The 17,502-nt window shown below is 51.7% G+C and carries 15 protein-coding genes and 1 other RNA gene; 3 read left to right on the top strand and 13 right to left on the bottom strand.

Translation table 11 applies throughout. The features are described from left to right. Positions 1 to 112: 112 nt before the first annotated feature. Positions 113 to 2,386, top strand: a complete 2,274-nt coding sequence (locus tag ACYU8Y_RS07860) for a transglycosylase domain-containing protein (protein ID WP_460935918.1) — start codon at positions 113 to 115, stop codon at positions 2,384 to 2,386. Positions 2,387 to 2,397: 11 nt separating this feature from the next. Continuing rightward, positions 2,398 to 2,769 (top strand): hypothetical protein, encoded by a 372-nt coding sequence (locus ACYU8Y_RS07855; protein ID WP_460935916.1) that lies wholly within the window; start codon positions 2,398 to 2,400, stop codon positions 2,767 to 2,769. Between the two features lie 9 nt (positions 2,770 to 2,778). On the opposite strand, the gene ACYU8Y_RS07850 is transcribed toward ACYU8Y_RS07855, so the two are convergent. From ACYU8Y_RS07850 to fumC, 13 genes are all read right to left on the bottom strand, one after another. Next, on the bottom strand, positions 2,779 to 3,411 hold the full coding sequence (locus ACYU8Y_RS07850; RefSeq protein ID WP_460935914.1) for an NAD(P)-dependent oxidoreductase: 633 nt from the start codon (positions 3,409 to 3,411) through the stop codon (positions 2,779 to 2,781). Between the two features lie 109 nt (positions 3,412 to 3,520). Continuing rightward, entirely contained in the window at positions 3,521 to 4,351 is an 831-nt protein-coding gene (locus ACYU8Y_RS07845; protein ID WP_460935912.1) for a phosphatase PAP2 family protein, read from the bottom strand. Positions 4,352 to 4,353: 2 nt separating this feature from the next. Further along, positions 4,354 to 6,426 (bottom strand): polyphosphate kinase 1, encoded by a 2,073-nt coding sequence (ppk1, locus tag ACYU8Y_RS07840; RefSeq protein ID WP_460935910.1) that lies wholly within the window; start codon positions 6,424 to 6,426, stop codon positions 4,354 to 4,356. A gap of 31 nt (positions 6,427 to 6,457) precedes the next feature. Further along, positions 6,458 to 7,132 carry a tRNA (guanosine(37)-N1)-methyltransferase TrmD gene (gene trmD / locus ACYU8Y_RS07835; RefSeq protein ID WP_460935908.1) on the bottom strand — a complete coding sequence of 225 codons (675 nt, stop codon included), beginning with the start codon at positions 7,130 to 7,132 and terminating at the stop codon, positions 6,458 to 6,460. Continuing rightward, positions 7,122 to 7,730, bottom strand: a complete 609-nt coding sequence (rimM, locus tag ACYU8Y_RS07830; protein ID WP_460935906.1) for a ribosome maturation factor RimM — start codon at positions 7,728 to 7,730, stop codon at positions 7,122 to 7,124. Before rimM ends, trmD begins: the two co-directional genes overlap by 11 nt. Before the next feature lie 181 nt (positions 7,731 to 7,911). Further along, a complete protein-coding gene (locus ACYU8Y_RS07825) occupies positions 7,912 to 8,490 on the bottom strand; it encodes a 30S ribosomal protein S16 (protein ID WP_460935904.1) in 579 nt (192 codons plus the stop codon). A 155-nt stretch (positions 8,491 to 8,645) separates the two neighbouring features. After that, positions 8,646 to 9,056, bottom strand: an RNA gene (rnpB, locus tag ACYU8Y_RS07820) — RNase P RNA component class A. 76 nt (positions 9,057 to 9,132) lie between these two features. Further along, positions 9,133 to 10,428, bottom strand: coding sequence for a DUF4403 family protein (locus ACYU8Y_RS07815; protein ID WP_460935902.1), 1,296 nt, complete (start codon positions 10,426 to 10,428; stop codon positions 9,133 to 9,135). A 145-nt stretch (positions 10,429 to 10,573) separates the two neighbouring features. Continuing rightward, entirely contained in the window at positions 10,574 to 11,602 is a 1,029-nt protein-coding gene (locus ACYU8Y_RS07810; protein ID WP_460935900.1) for a Smr/MutS family protein, read from the bottom strand. A gap of 149 nt (positions 11,603 to 11,751) precedes the next feature. Further along, positions 11,752 to 12,540, bottom strand: coding sequence for an ethanolamine ammonia-lyase subunit EutC (gene eutC, locus ACYU8Y_RS07805; RefSeq protein ID WP_460935898.1), 789 nt, complete (start codon positions 12,538 to 12,540; stop codon positions 11,752 to 11,754). After that, the gene (locus tag ACYU8Y_RS07800) at positions 12,537 to 13,919 is read right to left on the bottom strand and encodes an ethanolamine ammonia-lyase subunit EutB (protein WP_460935896.1); all 1,383 of its coding nucleotides are present in this window, start codon (positions 13,917 to 13,919) and stop codon (positions 12,537 to 12,539) included. The genes eutC and ACYU8Y_RS07800 overlap by 4 nt, the downstream gene beginning before the upstream one ends. 15 nt (positions 13,920 to 13,934) lie before the next feature. Then, positions 13,935 to 15,269, bottom strand: coding sequence for an ethanolamine permease (eat, locus tag ACYU8Y_RS07795; protein WP_460935894.1), 1,335 nt, complete (start codon positions 15,267 to 15,269; stop codon positions 13,935 to 13,937). A 127-nt stretch (positions 15,270 to 15,396) separates the two neighbouring features. Beyond that, on the bottom strand, positions 15,397 to 16,797 hold the full coding sequence (gene fumC / locus ACYU8Y_RS07790) for a class II fumarate hydratase (RefSeq protein WP_460935892.1): 1,401 nt from the start codon (positions 16,795 to 16,797) through the stop codon (positions 15,397 to 15,399). Positions 16,798 to 17,064: 267 nt separating this feature from the next. Here fumC and ACYU8Y_RS07785 point away from each other — a divergent pair, with 267 nt between their 5' ends. Then, positions 17,065 to 17,481: a helix-turn-helix domain-containing protein gene (locus tag ACYU8Y_RS07785; RefSeq protein ID WP_460935891.1), complete on the top strand. Its 417-nt coding sequence runs from the start codon at positions 17,065 to 17,067 to the stop codon at positions 17,479 to 17,481. Positions 17,482 to 17,502 lie beyond the last annotated feature (21 nt).

Here is a 17,502-nt window from a genome sequence, read left to right as displayed (position 1 = left end):
GAGGGCTGACGCATTAGCGAAGCTTATAGGTTAGTCCTCCTAACTCCTCGCTCCCCACTCCTAATACTGCCACGAATACCTTACCTTTGCCTTTCGAGCATAGACATTAAGCATGACGTATCGTCAACGGAAAGCCATCCGGATCGCAGGATGGGTGTTTTTAAGTATTTTTTTGCTGGCTCTTGTGGGCGCTGGCGTTGCCTATTTCAAACGGGAAAGTCTGTTAAAAACCGCTCTTGCCCGAGGTATTCGCAAAGCCAAGCGCGACTATAATCTCGATGTCAAGATTGGATCAGTCAACTTCACCGGACTGAGCTCATTAGCCTTTACCGACATCTCCATAGTTCCCGAGAAGCGCGACAGCCTGGCCCGTATTCATCGGGTGGAGCTGGAGGTCCGGTTCTGGCCGTTGCTGGCGGGCAAAATCGGCTTGTCGGGTATGACGCTCGAAAATGGTTTGATCCAGGTAATCAAACGCGATTCCCTGACCAACGTAGATTTCCTGCTTCACCGAAAACGCGATTCGACGGCTACCGACAGCGCGCCCACGGAACCGACTCGACGAACGAATCTGGCCGATGTAACGGAGAACCTGATCGACAACATTTTGTCCAAAATCCCGGACGACCTCAACGTTAGTAATCTGGAATTCAGGGGTATGGATGTCGGAAACGATACCATTAACCTACTCACGCAAACGGCCGTCATCAAAGACGAAAATGTTACCTCAACCATCAAGTTGAATGGAAACCAGGCGATCTGGCATCTGGCGGGTACAGCTGATCCCGGTGACCGTGAATACAACCTGGCTCTCTACGCCGAAGGCCAGAACGGTCGCCCTCAACCTATTGTGATACCTTACATTCAGAAGAAGTATAATCTTAAAATTCAGGCAGATACACTCCGTGCCGAACTACGGGACGTGGATCGGTCTGGTGGGCAGTTCCGGCTCGAAGGGGCAGGTTCTGTACGGAATCTTCGGATTAACCACCCCGCCATTGCCCGCACCGACGTATTGGTTACCAGTGCTGCGGTAGATGCCAATCTGTTTGTCGGGGAGAATTACATCGGTATCGATAGCTCATCGACTTTACATCTGGGCGAAGTGAGTGCGCGGCCCTTTATAAAATATACACTCCCCGATGCAGGCTCGTCTACCGGGCAGGGAAAACTGTATGACGTACAGCTACATACCGATCCGATGGATGCCCAGGCCCTGTTCAACTCGTTTCCTCAGGGGCTTTTTGAATCGCTTGAGGGTATGCAGGTGTCCGGGAAGCTCAAATATGATCTGTCATTTCAATTCGACACCGCCCTCCCCGATTCGGTCAAATTCAACTCCGGCCTGACACAGGACGACTTCCGGGTCATCAAAATGGGCCGAACGGATTTTGCCGCCATCAATAAACCTTTTGTCTATACGCCTTACGAAAAAGGCAAGCCGGTTCGTGACATCATCGTTGGGCCCGAAAACCCGGATTATACACCCATAAACCAGATTTCACCCGACCTCCGGAACGCCCTGCTGACTTCAGAAGACTACAACTTTTTCACCCACAATGGCTTCAATGAAAAGGCGTTCCGGGTGTCAATTGCGACCAACTTTAAGGAGAAGTCATTCAAACGGGGAGCCAGTACCGTTTCGATGCAGTTGGTAAAGAATGCGTTCCTGAGTCGGAACAAAACGCTTTCGCGGAAGATTGAGGAAATCCTGATTGTCTGGCTCATCGAGAATGAGCACATCGTTTCGAAAGAGCGGATGTATGAAGTGTACCTCAACATCATCGAGTGGGGCCGCAACATTTATGGCATTGGTGAAGCCGCCCGTTATTATTTTGCCAAAAGTCCGGCGGATCTGAATCTGGGCGAAAGTATTTTCCTGGCTTTCGTGGTTCCGCGACCCAAAGCAGCCCTCAATTGGTTCATGCCCGATGGCACCCTTCAGACCCGTAACGTACGGGGCTATTTCAAGCTGATTGGCCGTATTATGGCCCGTCGTGGCCTGACGGCGCCAGACTCCGGTGCTTATGGATTTTATGACGTCCGCTTGCGTCCGGGCCTCCGGAAAGAGGTGGCTCCTGTCGACTCCCTGTTTCAGGGCGACAGCCTGATGACCGACCCGGTTGATACAGAAATCGATATCGATGAAGAAAGCGGGAACGGTATTGGCAATTTCTTCCGTCGACTGTTTAAAGGCAAGAAAACCGACGACAGCCGCAATAGCGAAGAGCAACCAACGGTTCAGCCAGACCGTACGGAAGCGCTCCCCGGCGTACCAGCGCCAACCGACACGGTCAAAACCCGTAAGCAACTTCGGCAGGAAAGGCGCGAACGGAAACGGCGGGAGAAAGAAGCGCAGCAGGCCTTGGAGAACAGTAATCAATAAATCTGTAACGCATGAAAGCGCTTTTTAGACTTTTACTGGTGGTTGCCGTGCTGGGTGGTATTATCCTGTATGTCGTTTCCCGGCAAAATAACACATCACTAAGTCCGCAAACCATTGACCTGCGGGTCGACTGTTCCGATCTGGAGAATGTGCTGGTTACCTCTACGGTCAATGTGGTTGTCGAGAATCTGTCGTCCCGGTCACACAATGATATATCGGTAAAGCTAGTGGCCTACGACGATGACGGAAAGGTGCTCAAGGAGAAATACACGACGTTTTCCCGAACACTTTCGCCGAACAGCAACTTCGACAAGCCCGTTACGCTACCCGCCGAAACCAAACGTTGCGATTGCAAAATCGTTAGCTCGCATCCCGTTCGTTAATAGATTGTTCTAGGCACTGGTAAGCGTTATGGCTTTTTGTCGATACGTATCTTTATCAAGTTGACCCAGCAGAAAAGCAGCTACATCGGCGCGACTGATTCGGGGAAAGTCAAATCGACTGAATGGCAAATGCTCGCCAATTCGGTAATGTCCGGTTATAGGGCCATTTGTCAGGCTGGTAGGCCGTACGATTGTCCAGTCAAGTTCACTTTCCCGAACAGCCTGCTCCTGCTTTTCTTTTTCGGCCATAACACCGCTCAGCAGCGTTTTGATGATCAGCTTACTGGGTAAGGAAGCCTCTTCGTAGCTTGTTCCTACGCCCAGCGATGACACGACGAATAACTTCTGAACAGCCGCCCTGCGCATAGCGGCTATTAAATTCCGGGTACCCTCGGCAACAGCCCGATCGGACTGGCCCGGCCGACTTCCCAACGAACAAATAACCACATCCTGACGCCGGACAGCGGGCAATACCGTTTCAGGCTTCAGTACATCGCCCGTCAGGAGGGTTAAATTGGGATGCTGGATAGAAAGTTTAGCCGGGTCGCGAACAAAGGCCGTCACAAAATGACCTGCCTGAAGTGCCTGCTCTACCACTTGCCGCCCTGTACCTCCGGTGGCACCTACTACGAGTAATTGCATAAAAAGCTGGATTGGGGTTTGTGTATAACCCTAAACCAGCCGTTCAGTTTTATCACGCCACGTATCCTTGCCATAATATCTTTACAGTCAACCGTATTGGCAGGATCTCTTAAAGTTTAAGACCAAGCGTCAGACCGCTTTGGCCGGTCGGTGTGAAATACGGATCAAGCGTTACCCTGTCCATGTGCTTTCTCCGTTTGTGCCACTCCGGAATGAGTATACCGGAAGCAGCCCCTACGACAAATCCTGTGATAACATCTGTTTTGAAATGCTTACCAGCCTCCATTCGATTCCAGGCAACCAGAGCGGGCGGTACACTGGCAATGGAGTAGGCCAGGATACGTTTCCACCCTTTGATGCCATGGTAATCGGTAAAAACCTTGGCCAGAAAATAGGTAGATGTAGAGCTGAACGAAACGTGGCCGCTGTAAAATGAGTTGGTTTTGGCCTCCCCAATTTTCGATTCCAGCGGGAGACCCGGATTGTAGGTCAATGGTCTTGCCCGCCGGATTGAATAAGCCGATGCAAAGTAAATAATGTTATCGACGGCGTGCGTTACCGCGTATAAGGTCAATAAGTCGAGCCAATCTTTTCGTATACGTTTGTCGGCCATCAGCAGTACCGGGCTTAAAACAGCAACATTCAGGAAGAGGTCGGACCGGGCCTGCGCCCGCTCAAATCCAGCCGGATCATACAGGGCAACGGGCCTGTCGAACGCGTTGATCTTGTTGATGTCCAGGGCCTTGATATCGTCGGCAGTAAACGATGCCAGTCGGTCCAGTTTCTTAAACCCAACCGAGGATACTCCGATAAACAGGACTGAACCCGTTAGTTCGTACTTTTTGTTTACCTGGTAAATCTTCTGATTTGTAGAATCCGGCTGGCCATATGCACTACGGATAATAAATAGCCACAGGCCTATGGCGATGCGAGTAGTCATAGCTAAACTGAAAAGTGGTTATCGGTGGACAGTTGCGTGTAAATAACCTCCTGCGATCGTATCGGGGCCCCGTCTGCCGGAACGGGTAGCATCCTTAACTGATCATCTATAAGACAGGCCTGTGTATTATCGGCCAACTGAAAATCAATGAGTTGTCGGATTTGGGCCTGCAATTGCGCGTCATAGACAGGAAAACATACTTCAATTCGCCGATAAAGATTTCGGTTCATCCAATCAGCTGAACCGAGGTACGTTTCAGGCTGGTTATTATTGTGAAAGATGTATACTCGACCATGTTCGAGGTAGCGGTCGACAATACGCCGGACGGTGATATGCTCACTCTGCCCAGGCACGCCCGGTACTAACGTACAGATTGCCCGAACGATCAACTCTACCCGCACCCCGGCCTGACTGGCTTCGTAGAGTTTGTCGATCATCGTTTTCTCCTGTAAATTATTGAGCTTAATCGTGATACACGCTTCACGACCAGCGCGTTGATGCGCAATTTCCCGATCAATCAGGGCTAAAAACCGATTCATCAGGTTGAACGGAGCCACAAGCAGGTGCCGAAAGGAAAGAGACGGGTAGGCATCGGGCTGCGCGCGGGTTTGCAGGTAGGTAAAAAGCAAATCCAGTTCCTGGGTCAAGTCCGACTGACTCGTCAGCAGTACATGATCGGTATAAAACCGGGCCGTTCCTTCGTTAAAATTACCCGTTGCCAGTAAGCCATAGTGCTGGCTCTGTGAGCCCTGCTGCCGTTTCACCAGCGCCGTTTTGGCGTGTACCTTCAACGACGGAATACTGTAGACGAGCCGAACCCCGGCCGCTTTCAGCTGCTTACCCCATTTAAGGTTATTGGCTTCATCAAAACGGGCTTTTAATTCGACAAAAACCGTTACCTGCTTGCCATTCAGAGCCGCACTGATCAGCGCATTCACAATCGCCGAATCGGGGGCCACCCGATACAGCGTTACGTAAATTTCGCGCACGTACGGGTCAACGGCTGCTTCGTTGAAAAAACGCAGTACCGAGTTATACGACTGATAAGGCAAATGCAGCAAATGATCCCGCCGATCGAGCTGGGTAAAGATAGATGAGTCGCCCTGCAGAACCGGATAGGCCAGCGGAGGACGTGGCGGGTATCGTAGTCGGCTGCCTACCGGATTGGGTAGTTCGGCCAGATCGCTCAGGGTATGGTAACGTCCTCCTGCTGTCAGTTCCTGCCGGGTCAGAGCAAAATAATCGCAGAGGAAATCGAGCAGGTTGGCGGGCATGGTTGCGTCGTACAAAAACCGGGTCGGGCGACCGGCACTCCGCTGTTCAAGCATTCGGGCTACATTTTCGTCCATCTCGCCCGAGAACTCATCGACGATGCTGACATCGGCATTTCGGTTGATCTTGATACTGTAGCACCCCTGTATGGTAAAATCCGGAAAGACAGCGGCCAAATGCTGCCGAATCACATCGTCGAGAAACACCAGATGACAGCCATTGGCCAAGGCAGGCAGTTCATAAAAACGAGGCAGATGCTGGCGAGGAATAGGCAACAGGGCGTATTGGGTTGATGCCGAAGGTTCAGATGTGGCCAGGACAACGACAAAATAAAGTGAACTATCGGGCAACTGAATTGCTTCCCGACGGTCCTGAGTGAGCCATACGGGCTGGATGAAGGCTAAGACCCGGCTAAAAAAGTAATCGGTTACGGCCGGTTCATGAGCCGGTAATAGCGATTCACCATAATATAAATGCACACCATTTTCCAGCAGCTGCGGCAGAAGCTGCTTTGTCAGCAATCGTCCGAACTCTTCCTGACACTGCTGCACCGTCGCCTGTACGTCAAGCAGCAAATGCGGATCAGTAGCCTCTCTATCAAGCGCTCCCAGCTCGCCTAATGCCATCAGGGCCGACACCCTAACCCGGAAAAACTCCTCTAGATTTGAGGAGAAAATAGCTAAAAACCGGATGCGCTCGTAGAGCGGCACTGCCGGATTAGCCGCTTCCTGAAGGACCCGACGGTTGAAACTGAGCCAGCTTAAATCCCGGTTGAAATACGTATAGGATGAGAGCGGGGCCATCTTGTTTCGATTAGTAGGTACGGCAGGGTTTTTATTCGAGCAAATCGGGTCGTCGGATACGTGTTCGTTCAAGCGCCTGTTCGTGCCGCCATTCGTCAATTTTAGCTTCATGGCCCGACAGTAAAATATCGGGTACCCGATGACCTTCAAATTCGGCAGGACGCGTATAAACGGGTGGCGCCAGCAAGTTATCCTGAAACGAGTCGGTCAGAGCTGATGTCTCGTCATTCAGTACGCCCGGCAATAAGCGGATTATCGCATCCGACAATACGCAGGCTGCCAGTTCTCCCCCAGACAGGACATAGTCGCCGATGCTTATTTCTTTCGTAATGAATACCTCCCGCACCCGCTCATCGACGCCTTTATAATGCCCGCACAGGATAATCAGGTTCTGTCTCAACGAAAGCGAATTCGCCGTCTGTTGGTTCAGTCGTTCGCCGTCTGGCGTCATGTAAATAACCTCGTCGTAAGTACGTTCGGCCTGTAGCGACCGGATGCACCGGGCAATCGGCTCGATCTGCATGACCATACCGGCACCGCCCCCAAAGGCATAATCATCTACACGACGGTGCTTATCGGCCGTGTAATCGCGCAGGTCATGTACCACAACCTCCACATAACCACCCTGTTGCGCCCGTTGCAGAATGGAATGGGCAAAGAAACTATCCAGAAGCCGGGGCAGGCAGGTTATAATATCAATCCTCATCGGTATTGTCCGGGCTGCGGTCAGCGTCGTCGCCGTTTACGTCTGCGCTTTCATTCTCTTTACTATCCTCTTCCATGTAAATCGCCAGTAGCCCATCAGGCAAGGCCACATTGAGTTTCTGGTTGGCCCGATCGACCGTTCGAACAATGTCGCTGTTGATGGGAATCAACACTTCTTTGCCCAGATAATCCATCGCAATCAGGTCCTGTGCGTTCATGGCATAGACCCCCCGAACGAGGCCCAGTTCACCCGCTTCGGCATCAACAACCTGGTATCCAACAATTTCGTGGAAATAGAACCGAGTTTCGTCGGTAATGGGCTCCAGCTCGTCCAGCGGCAAAAAGGCACCACAGTTGATGAGCCGCTCGGCCTGCTCAATGGTGTTTACATCTTCAAACGCAATAATAGCACGACTCCCTTTAACAATAGCGATGGATTCGATAAAGTACGGAATCAGGTCTCCTTTTACCTCCAGTAAAACTGATTCCAGATCGGCGTATTCGGCCGCGTTGTCTACATCTAAAAAAAGAACTAGCTCACCACTAACGCCATGCGTTTTGGTAATGTGTCCTAGCTGGTAACAATCATCTTTTGTCATATATAATGTGGCCCGTGGCGCTTTAGCAGAACGCTGTCTTTACGAGTTATCAATGCGGCAAGTCCGTTGAGCAACGACCGTTGGCGCGCCGATCGACCGTCTGTTGTACAAAAATAGCCTGTTCATCGATGAACAGGCTATTTAGTACCGTTTTTAGTGGAGCACGAGGCTCCGTAGAAAATTATTCGGCAGCAGGCGCGTCCGTTGCAGGAGCAGCTTCAGCAGCAGGCGCGTCCGCTACGGGAGCTTCGTCAGCAGCAGGTGCTTCAGCTACGGGAGCTTCTTCAACTACAGGTTCTTCTACCTTGTTTTTCTTAGCGATAGCTTCAGCGCGCGCTTCGTTCACCTTTTTCTCAGCATCCAGACGAGCAGCACGATCCTGCTCTTTGGTTTGCGATTTAGTGTCGGCAGCACCGGCTTTGCGGTTCTCTTTCTCGCTTTTCCAGGTCGAGTATTTCTCATCGGCCTGTTCCTGTGTGATGGCTCCTTTGTTGACGCCAACCTGCAGGTGTTTGCGATACATAATGCCTTCGTGCGATAATACCGAACGCGCGGTATCGGTCGGCTGAGCACCTACCATGAGCCAATAAACAGCCCGTTCCGACTTCAATACGACCGTCGACGGGTCGGTGTTGGGGTTGTATGAACCAATTTTTTCGATAAACCGGCCATCGCGAGGAGAGGTTGACTCTGCGATCACGATGTCATACATCGCCATTTTCTTGCGTCCACGACGCGCTAAACGAATTTTAACAGCCATTTGTGCTTGCTTGTTTTTGACGGGAGACGCATCCCCCTTGTAAAACGTGGCCGCAAAGGTAAGAAAAAAGTTTGAGGTTTGTTATCAAAAGTTTAAGATTGACTAAGAAAACCTTAAACTTCTGACAACAAACCTCAAATGCTCACGAAATCCCCTCACTACACGAGTCTATAAGCCGGGTTCTGTCCTCCCACCGAAAGCAGGATGGCTTATCATTTATCTAGGATGGTCGTCACCGGCCACCTCGTTCGACCTACCCACGTCGGCAGTCAACGCCCTCCCGGTTGGGAGCACGCTAAAACGGAGACGAGCCGCCCCACGTCCGACGCTTATTTGGTCTTTCAGCCCCTAAGGTTTATCCTGCCCCGTTGGTCACCCAGCGGGCGGTAGGCTCTTACCCCACCTTTTCACCCTTACCTCGCCGTAGCGGGGCGGTTTGTTTTCTGTGACACTGGCTGTCGAACGGTCGTTCCCAACCGTCCGCCTTCCCGTTAGGAAGTAGGGTGCCCTATGCTGCCCGGACTTTCCTCGCCCAATTGCTTAGACGCGATAAGCCGACTCGTATCGCTCAGGGAGCGCAAAGGTACGGATATGTACCGGTTTTGAGAAACCAATGTGGCTTGTTCCGTGCTGATCGGCTTCTCATTGCAACCCTTCTACTTTCACATCGACCCGTCCTTTGGCATGGACAACGGCCAGCATGGCGGTTGGGGTCAAATAAACCTGATCGGGCTTTATTTCGTCAATATGCCCATTGATCGTGACGCCCTTGACAAGCTGGTTATTTTTCAGCCGTTCCTGCAATAGTTTCTGCATATCGGCCAGTTGGGAGCCAATGGGTATGGTAAGCTGCTTTTCGAGGGTTCGGGCAAAGGTGCCTTTTAGCAGCCAGCTAGCCGACTGCTGTAGAACGTTGCGGGTGTCCAAATCATACCGCAGGTCTTTCAACGAGATGGTTTGCTGTTGCGCATCGTAGTAGGGCCGTCCACTTAAATAAATGTCGCCGTTGATCGTGCCTTTCAGGCCAGCCTTGATAATCAGGTTATCATTCTGACCGTACATGTCCATACTCGTGATCGTGATGGTATATCGATTCTCGCTGAAGGAAAACGATTTTCCAACGAATTCGTCAGCGGCAAGTTTAGCCGCTTCCGGATACGTGGCCTCACTCAGCAAACCTATCTGAAAATCATCTTTTACCTGCGGAACAACGACCAGGTCGGGGAGCGATACGGCCGGTTTCACATCCGGTTTAGCACCGGTCGTGGTAAGCGTAAATCCCTCAAAGCCAATGGTAGACCGGATAACCCGACCCTCAAAACGCAAGGGTGTAATGAGTATTCGTTTGGGCACCACCTGTAAGTAGGTCCGGTATTTGTCGGAGATAAGGTAAGGCTCCCGAATTGTGTTCCAGGCTTTTAACACGGGGGTTCGCAGGTCGATGTTCCGGCGTATCTGCTGATCCAGCGTTTTGGTGATGCTGCCCAGGTTTTTGTCGATCATCCGGCCAACAATATTGGTAATCGGGATATTCAGCCCCACAACATTTACCGTTGGTTTGCGTACCCAGCCATACCCATCGGCTTCGGTATGCGTGTTGACCGACCAGTCAGGGTCGAGATCGAACTTCGTTTTAAACCGCAGGTCCAGCTCGAATTCGGTTTCCTTGTACTGCGTGAAACCAAGTACCGACACGCCCGCTTTTACCCAGATTCGTAACGGCACCGTGAAATGGAACAGACTATCCTGCGCATTGACCAGGATCGTACCCCGCTTCCACACCTTCGTCATGAACTGGTCCTTGTTGTTGTCATCCAAGCTGTTATCCTCGTAGATCAGGCCCGTTACCTGCGCATTGATTTGCCGTTCAACGTCGCCCAGCGCAATGGACACAGGTACGTGAGCCGTGGACAAAAAGCGTTCATTTCGAACTTCCATTTCGGTGGTATTATAAGCTTCCTTGGGTGCCTTGGTAGTCAGTCGGTTACCAGACGGATGTCCGCAACTTACTAGAAAAAAACTACAACACAGAACAACACTGCACAAATAGGGAGATAGATAGTCTCTACCGAGCATAATCTGTTTACTTAAGCGTAACCTTGGTGGCACCATAACCAAACTTCTGCTTTTGAGCGTCTTCAAAGAATTTAACATGCGGGTGTTGCCCCAATCGCTTGTGAAGTTCGGTACGCAACGAGCCACTCCCGACACCATGAATGAATGTGATGTCACTCATACCGCTGGCAATGGCGTTTTCGAGCGTTTTTTCGAACGTATCGAGCTGCAGTTTCAGTAGTTCCGCCGGATTTCGGTTGCCTGTTCCTTTGGGTAGCAATTGCTCCACGTGCAGATCAACAATCGAGGTCGGCCGCTCAACGGATACCGTGTCCGAATCTGATTTAGGCTTTAGCATTTCCGCCTTCAAATCCTCGGGGTGAATGACCGTAGGCTTCGGCTGGGCAGTCCGGTTGCTGTTGGGTGCCGATGGCTGTGCCAGATCGCTCTCCGCATCCAGTTGCGTCAGGAAACCGGGCAGATTGATAACGGGGGCGGTAGTTTTATTCTTGAAGAAAGTCGTTGCCCTTGCCTTGAATCGTTTGATCAGCGGCTGGCGCAGCGTCGATTTACCCGCCCTGAACCAAAGCCCCTGCACCACAAACGTCGGCCAGCTTTCGAAACTGGCATGTGCATACAGATCGTTCATCTTCTGCTGCGACTTGGGTTTCAGAAGGCCGCTATGAAGCCCCCGAAACTGAACCCCTCCACCAGCCCCGGCCGACTCCTCGCCCAGCACATAAGCAAACTCCCAATCGGTGTTGTTAATCAAATGAAGCGTGTACTCCCGGTCATTGACGGGCATAAACGCCAGGTAAATACCCTGGTTCGACAGGATGGTCGGTGCCTTCGGCTCTACTGTTTTCTGCGGAGCGAATGTGCTGGTCCTGAGCAAACGGTCGGCTTCCAACGGTGAAACCGGAACCAGTTCCGAACGCATTACCGGAATTCGAAATCCGTCTTCGATTTCAATTTCAATCATATCGCCGGGTAATAAGCGCGATACGACGCCTTGTTCTTTTGCCCGGAGCAACCGGACTTTATCACCAATATTCATAAGGGTAGCGGTCAGTCGTTTTAAGCCAATCGTCAATCAACATAGGGTGTCAATGACCTGTCAAAAGTATAACTGATATAAACAAAAATCCCTTCCCGTTTGGGGCAAATCATTTGAAGAGAAATTTTAACCGTCGATTATTTACGTAACTATTCGGTGATAGTTCCCCGTAAGTCGCTTGCGTCAAGGGCATTATTATCTTTCAGCGCGACGCCCGTCAGTTGCAACCGAAAGGCCGACTGAATGAGATACATCAGCTTATCGACGGCCATTTCTGCCGATAGTCCCTGCTCCCGGATGTTCGAAATGCAGTTTCGTCGTTCATCCGTCAAGCCAGACCTGGGCGCATAGGTAATGTAGGCACCCATGCTATCGAACGAACTCAGGCCTGGTCGTTCACCGATGAATACAATGGCTAACCGGGGGCGCAGAATTTCCCCAATGGCGTCGGTAATGGCCACCCGCCCCTGCTCGACCACGAGTATGGGGGCCAGTGAGTAACCCGCCTGCCGAACCTTACTGACCAGCAACTGAATCAGCGGACCCGCATTTTTCATAATGGCCATTGCCGATAAACCATCGGCGATGATTATACAGATGTCTGCCGGAACGCTGTTAAGCCGTTGGAGGTAGTTAATTGAAGGGTCGTCAAGCAACCGCCCGTAATCGGGTCGTTGCAGGTACATATCCCGATTTTCGGCCCGGCTCCGAAGGGTATGGATGGGCAGGCCGGCGTCGCCCAGAGATGCCCGCAGATCAGCCAGATCCAACTGCGAGTACACGGCATCTTTGGCGTGCGCATGCGCCAGTCTAAATTGAAGGGATTCGTTAAGGGGTACCGAAACGCCGGTTTTCCCCAGCGCAATCCGGGCCCTGGTATATGCCTTGAGCGGCTGCCATTCGTCGGGTTCTAGGCCGTTTTTTTGCGGTTCGTTCATGCTGGAAGAAGGGCCGCGAATAGTTGTTTCTGCGCACTTCCCGACAAGCGATTGCCAATGCCGTCTATAATCCCCTGCCGAAGAAGCCACTCTTCAAATTCGGGCGCTGGTCGCAGGCCCAGCACCCGGCGCAGGTAGAGCGCATCGTGGAAAGAGGTCGACTGGTAGTTGAGCATAATGTCGTCGGCTCCGGGAATGCCCATGATGAAGTTGATGCCCGCTACCCCCAGCAGTGTCAGGAGCGTATCCATATCGTCCTGATCGGCCTGGGCATGGTTGGTATAGCAAATATCCATGCCCATAGGCAAGCCCATAAGCTTTCCACAAAAGTGATCTTCAAGCCCCGCCCGAATGATCTGTTTGCCATCGAACAGGTACTCGGGACCAATGAAGCCAACGACAGAGTTAACCAGAAAGGGGTTGAATTTTCGAGCTACGGCATAGGCCCGCACTTCGCACGTTTGCTGATCGACGTTATGGTGCCCACCCGACGAGAGGGCACTCCCCTGCCCTGTTTCAAAGTACATCAGGTTGTTGCCAAGAGTCCCCCGGTTCAGCGAAAGGCCCGCTTCGTACGCTTCCTGCAAGAGCGATAAGGTAACGCCAAAACTGGCATTCGCTTTTTCGGTACCGGCAATCGACTGGAAGATCAAATCAACGGGTACGTTTTGCCCGATCAACTGCAGGGTGGTCGTTATGTGGCTCAGCACGCAGTTTTGGGTTGGCATGTCGAATCGTTCGCGCAGGTTATCGAGCATGTACAGCAGTTGCGCCGTGGCCGCCGGACTATCCGTGGCCGGATTAATGCCGATCATGGCGTCGCCACTGCCATACAGTAAGCCATCGATAATGCTGGCGGCCACTCCTTTCGCGTCGTCGGTTGGGTGATTCGGTTGCAGGCGAACGGATAAATGCCCCGATAATCCCTGCGTATTTCGGAACCGGGTGACCACTTCACACTTCTTCGCCACCAGAATTAAATCCTGATTTCGCATCAGTTTCGATACAGCAGACACCATTTCGGGTAAAAGTCCGGGCGCTATCTGGCGTAATTGGACGGTGCTGGCCTCATCGCTCAACAGCCAGTCACGGAGTTCTCCGACGGTAAAATGACTAATCGACGAAAAGGCTGCCTTGTCATGCGTATCCATGATCAGACGCGTCACCTCATCGCTTTCGTAAGGGATTACGGCCTCATTCAGGAACGTGGTCAACGACACGTCGGCCAGCGCGATCTGGGCCGCCACCCGCTCTTCGTAACTCTCGGCAACCAGGCCCGCCAGCGCATCACCCGAACGCAGCGGGGTCGCTTTGGCCAACAGTTCCTTCAGGTCCTGGAAGCGGTACGTAAAGCTATCAATGGTGCATGTATAGGCCATTCCAAATTTGTGGTTTTAGGAGCTGCCCGTCAGGGTTTGCTGCCATGCCTGTTTCACTTTTTGATATTTACCCGATGCGTAAAATACGCCAGCAAGAATGACCAGCCCGACAAAGAATAGAAAACTTAACCAGCCATAAAAGTAAATCATGGCCATGAGCGCCACAACCGCCAGCAACAGGGCAAGCGCCGGAACGTAGGGATACAACGGGGCTTTGAAGGACCGTGGCAAGGCGGGCTGGGTCTGCCGGAGCCGGAATAATGCCAGCATACTGATGATGTAAACAACCACCGCCCCAATCGTGGACAGAATCACCAGTTTGCTCGTATCAAACAACAGCAGGGCGATAATGCCAAACACAGCACCTGCCAGCAATGCCCGGACCGGTACTTTCCGGGTTCTACTGACCGACGCCAGCCCATGAGGCAGGTAGCCGCTACGGGCCAGAGCAAAGATCTGCCGGGAGTAACTGATGATGATGCCGTGAAACGATGCGATCAGACCAAACAGGCCAACGCTGGCAAAGAATTTGGTTAGTGGATTCTGTCGGCCAAGCACAATGGCAATGGCTTCGGGCATAGGGTAATCGAGGTGATCCAGGTTTTCCCAATGCGTAATGCCCCCCACACTGATCATGACCGTGAGGGCCAGAAATGTTAGCGTCAACACGGCCGAAATGTAGCCTTTGGCGATGGTATTTTTTCCATCTTTCACTTCCTCGGCCACCATCGCAATCCCCTCCAGACAAACGAACAGCCAAATGGCAAACGGCAGCGCAGCAAAGACCCCCGACCAGCCAAAAGGCATCGGGTTATGCAAAAACGTCTCAAAGCGAGTGTATGGATACACGACGCCAATGAAAAGCAGTAGCTCGCCGATGGCAATAATGGTCATCACCAGCGAGAACCAGGCCGCTTCTTTGATACCCAGCAAATTGATCAGCGTGAACACGATGAACGACCCAATTGAGCACCAGACAACCGAAATACTGGGGTAGAGAAAGTGGACGTAACTGCCCAGCGCCAGCGCAATGGCGGGTGTTGCAAATAAGAACTCGATCAGGGTGGCATAGCCGGCAATTAACGCTCCCAAAGGCCCGAAGGCTTGCAGGGCGTAGGCGAACGGCCCACCGGCATTTGGAATGGCCGTTGTGAGTTCGGTGAAGCTAAAAATAAACGTAAAATAGAGCAGCGTAATAAACAACGTAGCCAGCAACAGCCCCACAGTTCCGGCCACCCCCCAGCCATAATTCCAGCCGAAATATTCGCCGGAAATAACCAGCCCTACGCCAATAGCCCATAGATGAATCGGGGTTAATGCTTTTTTCAGGGCCGGAGATTCGTTAGCCATTGAGGTTGCGCGTCGTTATTTACGGATAATAGAGAAAAGTCAATGCTCTAAAAGTAAAAACAAAAAGCGATCAGCCAATAAATAGCCGACCGCTTTTTGAGCAGATTTACGCGTGTACTAACCGAAATTACTCAATCTTACCAACCATATCTTCCGGTTTCACCCACTCATTGAACTCGTCTTCGGTCAGGTAGCCGAGTTTGAGGGCCGTTTCTTTCAGCGTCGACCCGTTTTTGTGGGCTGTTTGGGCAATTTCAGCGGCTTTGTAATACCCGATCTTCGTGTTCAGGGCGGTTACCAGCATCAGCGACGAATCGACGTGTTTTTTGATGTTCGCTTCGATCGGCTCAATGCCTTCCGCACATTTATCGTTGAATGACACGCAAACGTCGCCGATTAGCCGGGCGGAGTGCAGAAAGTTGTAGATCATAACCGGCTTGAACACGTTCAGTTCGAAATGACCGCTCATGCCCCCAATGTTGATGGCCACGTCGTTACCCATTACCTGCGCAGCGACCATGGTCATGGCTTCGCTTTGGGTAGGATTCACCTTGCCCGGCATAATTGACGAACCCGGCTCATTGTCTGGAATGTGCAGTTCGCCGATACCCGCGCGCGGACCGCTCGACAGCATCCGAATGTCATTCCCGATTTTCATCAGGCTGGCGGCTACGGTTTTCAGCGCACCGTGGGCTTCCACAATGGCATCGTGGGCAGCCAGCGCTTCGAATTTATTTTCAGCCGTTACAAAAGGCAAGCCCGTAACGCTGGCAATGTGTTTGGCTACGTTCTCGGAATAATTCGGGGGCGTATTGATGCCGGTTCCTACGGCAGTACCACCCAGAGCCAGTTCGCTGAGGTGAGCCAGCGAATTGTTGATGGCCCGCAAACCGTGGTCGAGTTGCGAAACATAACCCGAAAGCTCCTGCCCAACCGTTAAGGGCGTCGCATCCATGAAGTGCGTCCGACCGATTTTGACGATGTGCATGAACTGCTTTGATTTGGCCGCCAGCGTGTCGCGCAGTTTGGTAATGCCCGGAATGGTAACGTCGATCAGGATTTTATAGGCGGCAATGTGCATCGCCGTCGGAAACGTATCGTTCGACGACTGCGACTTGTTTACATCGTCGTTGGGGTGCAGAAATTTCTTTTCGTCGCTGAGTTGGCCGCCATGCAAAACGTGTCCGCGATAGGCAATTACCTCGTTTACGTTCATGTTCGACTGCGTACCGGAACCGGTTTGCCATACCACGAGCGGAAATTGATCGTCCAGCTCTCCGGCCAGAATCTCGTCGCAGGCCTGCCCGATCAAGTCGCTTTTTTCCTGCGTCAATCCACCCGCATCCAGGTTTGTCAGCGCGGCTGCTTTTTTGAGGTACGCAAAAGCCCGGATAATTTCCCGGGGCATTTTATTGATGTCCTGCGCAATTTTAAAGTTTTCGATCGAGCGCTGGGTTTGGGCGCCCCAATAAACGTTGGCCGGAACATGTACCTGGCCCATCGTATCTTTTTCGATGCGGTATTCCATGAATAAAGAGTGAAAGAGTGAAAGAGCAAAAGAGTGATTTTGAAAGGCGACGTGTTTTCGCTCATTCAGTCTTTCGCTCTTTCACTCTTTGATGTTGGTGCAAAGGTAAAGCTGAAAAACAATTCCCGCCTATTTTCGGCTGACCTGAATTCTTACCATGAACAGCATTCCGTTGACCGATGGTTAAAGTGGACGCAGAAACAAGCCTGGTGGTGATCTAAAACTGCCCGGAAATAGTTAGTGTCGAAAGGCCATAAGCCCCTCTGTATGCCTACCTATAAATTACCTCAGAAAATAGCGGCTCGTCAGCACGAAATAACGGCGGATTTTCTTCGTATCATCGACCGGCACCTGGCCGATATTGTCGACGGTCGCGTCTTGGACATGTACGAAATCCGGGATATTGCCGCCGAAATGAACATCCACCCGACGCACCTGAGCAACACCATTAAACTGACAACCGGCAAAGCGCCCTGTTTCTTTTTTGAAGAAAAGATCATGGTCATTGCCCGGGCGATGCTGCAGGAGAACCAACGCTCCATTGCCAGCATTGCCACCACCCTTACGTTCGATCCCTCAAACTTTACCAAGTTCTTCAAACGCTTTCAGGGAGTGACGCCCAAACAATACCGGGAATCGGTTTTTCAGGAAGAATGGGCAAAAACTGAACTACTCACCATTTAATCTGAAGCTATCACCATAATC

The organism is Spirosoma humi, from assembly GCF_054776575.1.
The sequence above is the reverse complement of the archived record's forward strand: the minus strand, read 5'-3'. Positions and strand labels throughout refer to the sequence as shown.

Bases quoted from the DNA above. Each gene is read 5' to 3' on its own strand.
- ACYU8Y_RS07860 (WP_460935918.1), top strand. From the start codon at position 113: ATGACGTATCGTCAACGGAAAGCCATCCGGATCGCAGGATGGGTGTTT.
- ACYU8Y_RS07855 (WP_460935916.1), top strand. From the start codon at position 2,398: ATGAAAGCGCTTTTTAGACTTTTACTGGTGGTTGCCGTGCTGGGTGGT.
- ACYU8Y_RS07850 (WP_460935914.1), bottom strand. From the start codon at position 3,411: ATGCAATTACTCGTAGTAGGTGCCACCGGAGGTACAGGGCGGCAAGTG.
- ACYU8Y_RS07845 (WP_460935912.1), bottom strand. From the start codon at position 4,351: ATGACTACTCGCATCGCCATAGGCCTGTGGCTATTTATTATCCGTAGT.
- ppk1 (WP_460935910.1), bottom strand. From the start codon at position 6,426: ATGGCCCCGCTCTCATCCTATACGTATTTCAACCGGGATTTAAGCTGG.
- trmD (WP_460935908.1), bottom strand. From the start codon at position 7,132: ATGAGGATTGATATTATAACCTGCCTGCCCCGGCTTCTGGATAGTTTC.
- rimM (WP_460935906.1), bottom strand. From the start codon at position 7,730: ATGACAAAAGATGATTGTTACCAGCTAGGACACATTACCAAAACGCAT.
- ACYU8Y_RS07825 (WP_460935904.1), bottom strand. From the start codon at position 8,490: ATGGCTGTTAAAATTCGTTTAGCGCGTCGTGGACGCAAGAAAATGGCG.
- ACYU8Y_RS07815 (WP_460935902.1), bottom strand. From the start codon at position 10,428: ATGGAAGTTCGAAATGAACGCTTTTTGTCCACGGCTCACGTACCTGTG.
- ACYU8Y_RS07810 (WP_460935900.1), bottom strand. From the start codon at position 11,602: ATGAATATTGGTGATAAAGTCCGGTTGCTCCGGGCAAAAGAACAAGGC.
- eutC (WP_460935898.1), bottom strand. From the start codon at position 12,540: ATGAACGAACCGCAAAAAAACGGCCTAGAACCCGACGAATGGCAGCCG.
- ACYU8Y_RS07800 (WP_460935896.1), bottom strand. From the start codon at position 13,919: ATGGCCTATACATGCACCATTGATAGCTTTACGTACCGCTTCCAGGAC.
- eat (WP_460935894.1), bottom strand. From the start codon at position 15,269: ATGGCTAACGAATCTCCGGCCCTGAAAAAAGCATTAACCCCGATTCAT.
- fumC (WP_460935892.1), bottom strand. From the start codon at position 16,797: ATGGAATACCGCATCGAAAAAGATACGATGGGCCAGGTACATGTTCCG.
- ACYU8Y_RS07785 (WP_460935891.1), top strand. From the start codon at position 17,065: ATGCCTACCTATAAATTACCTCAGAAAATAGCGGCTCGTCAGCACGAA.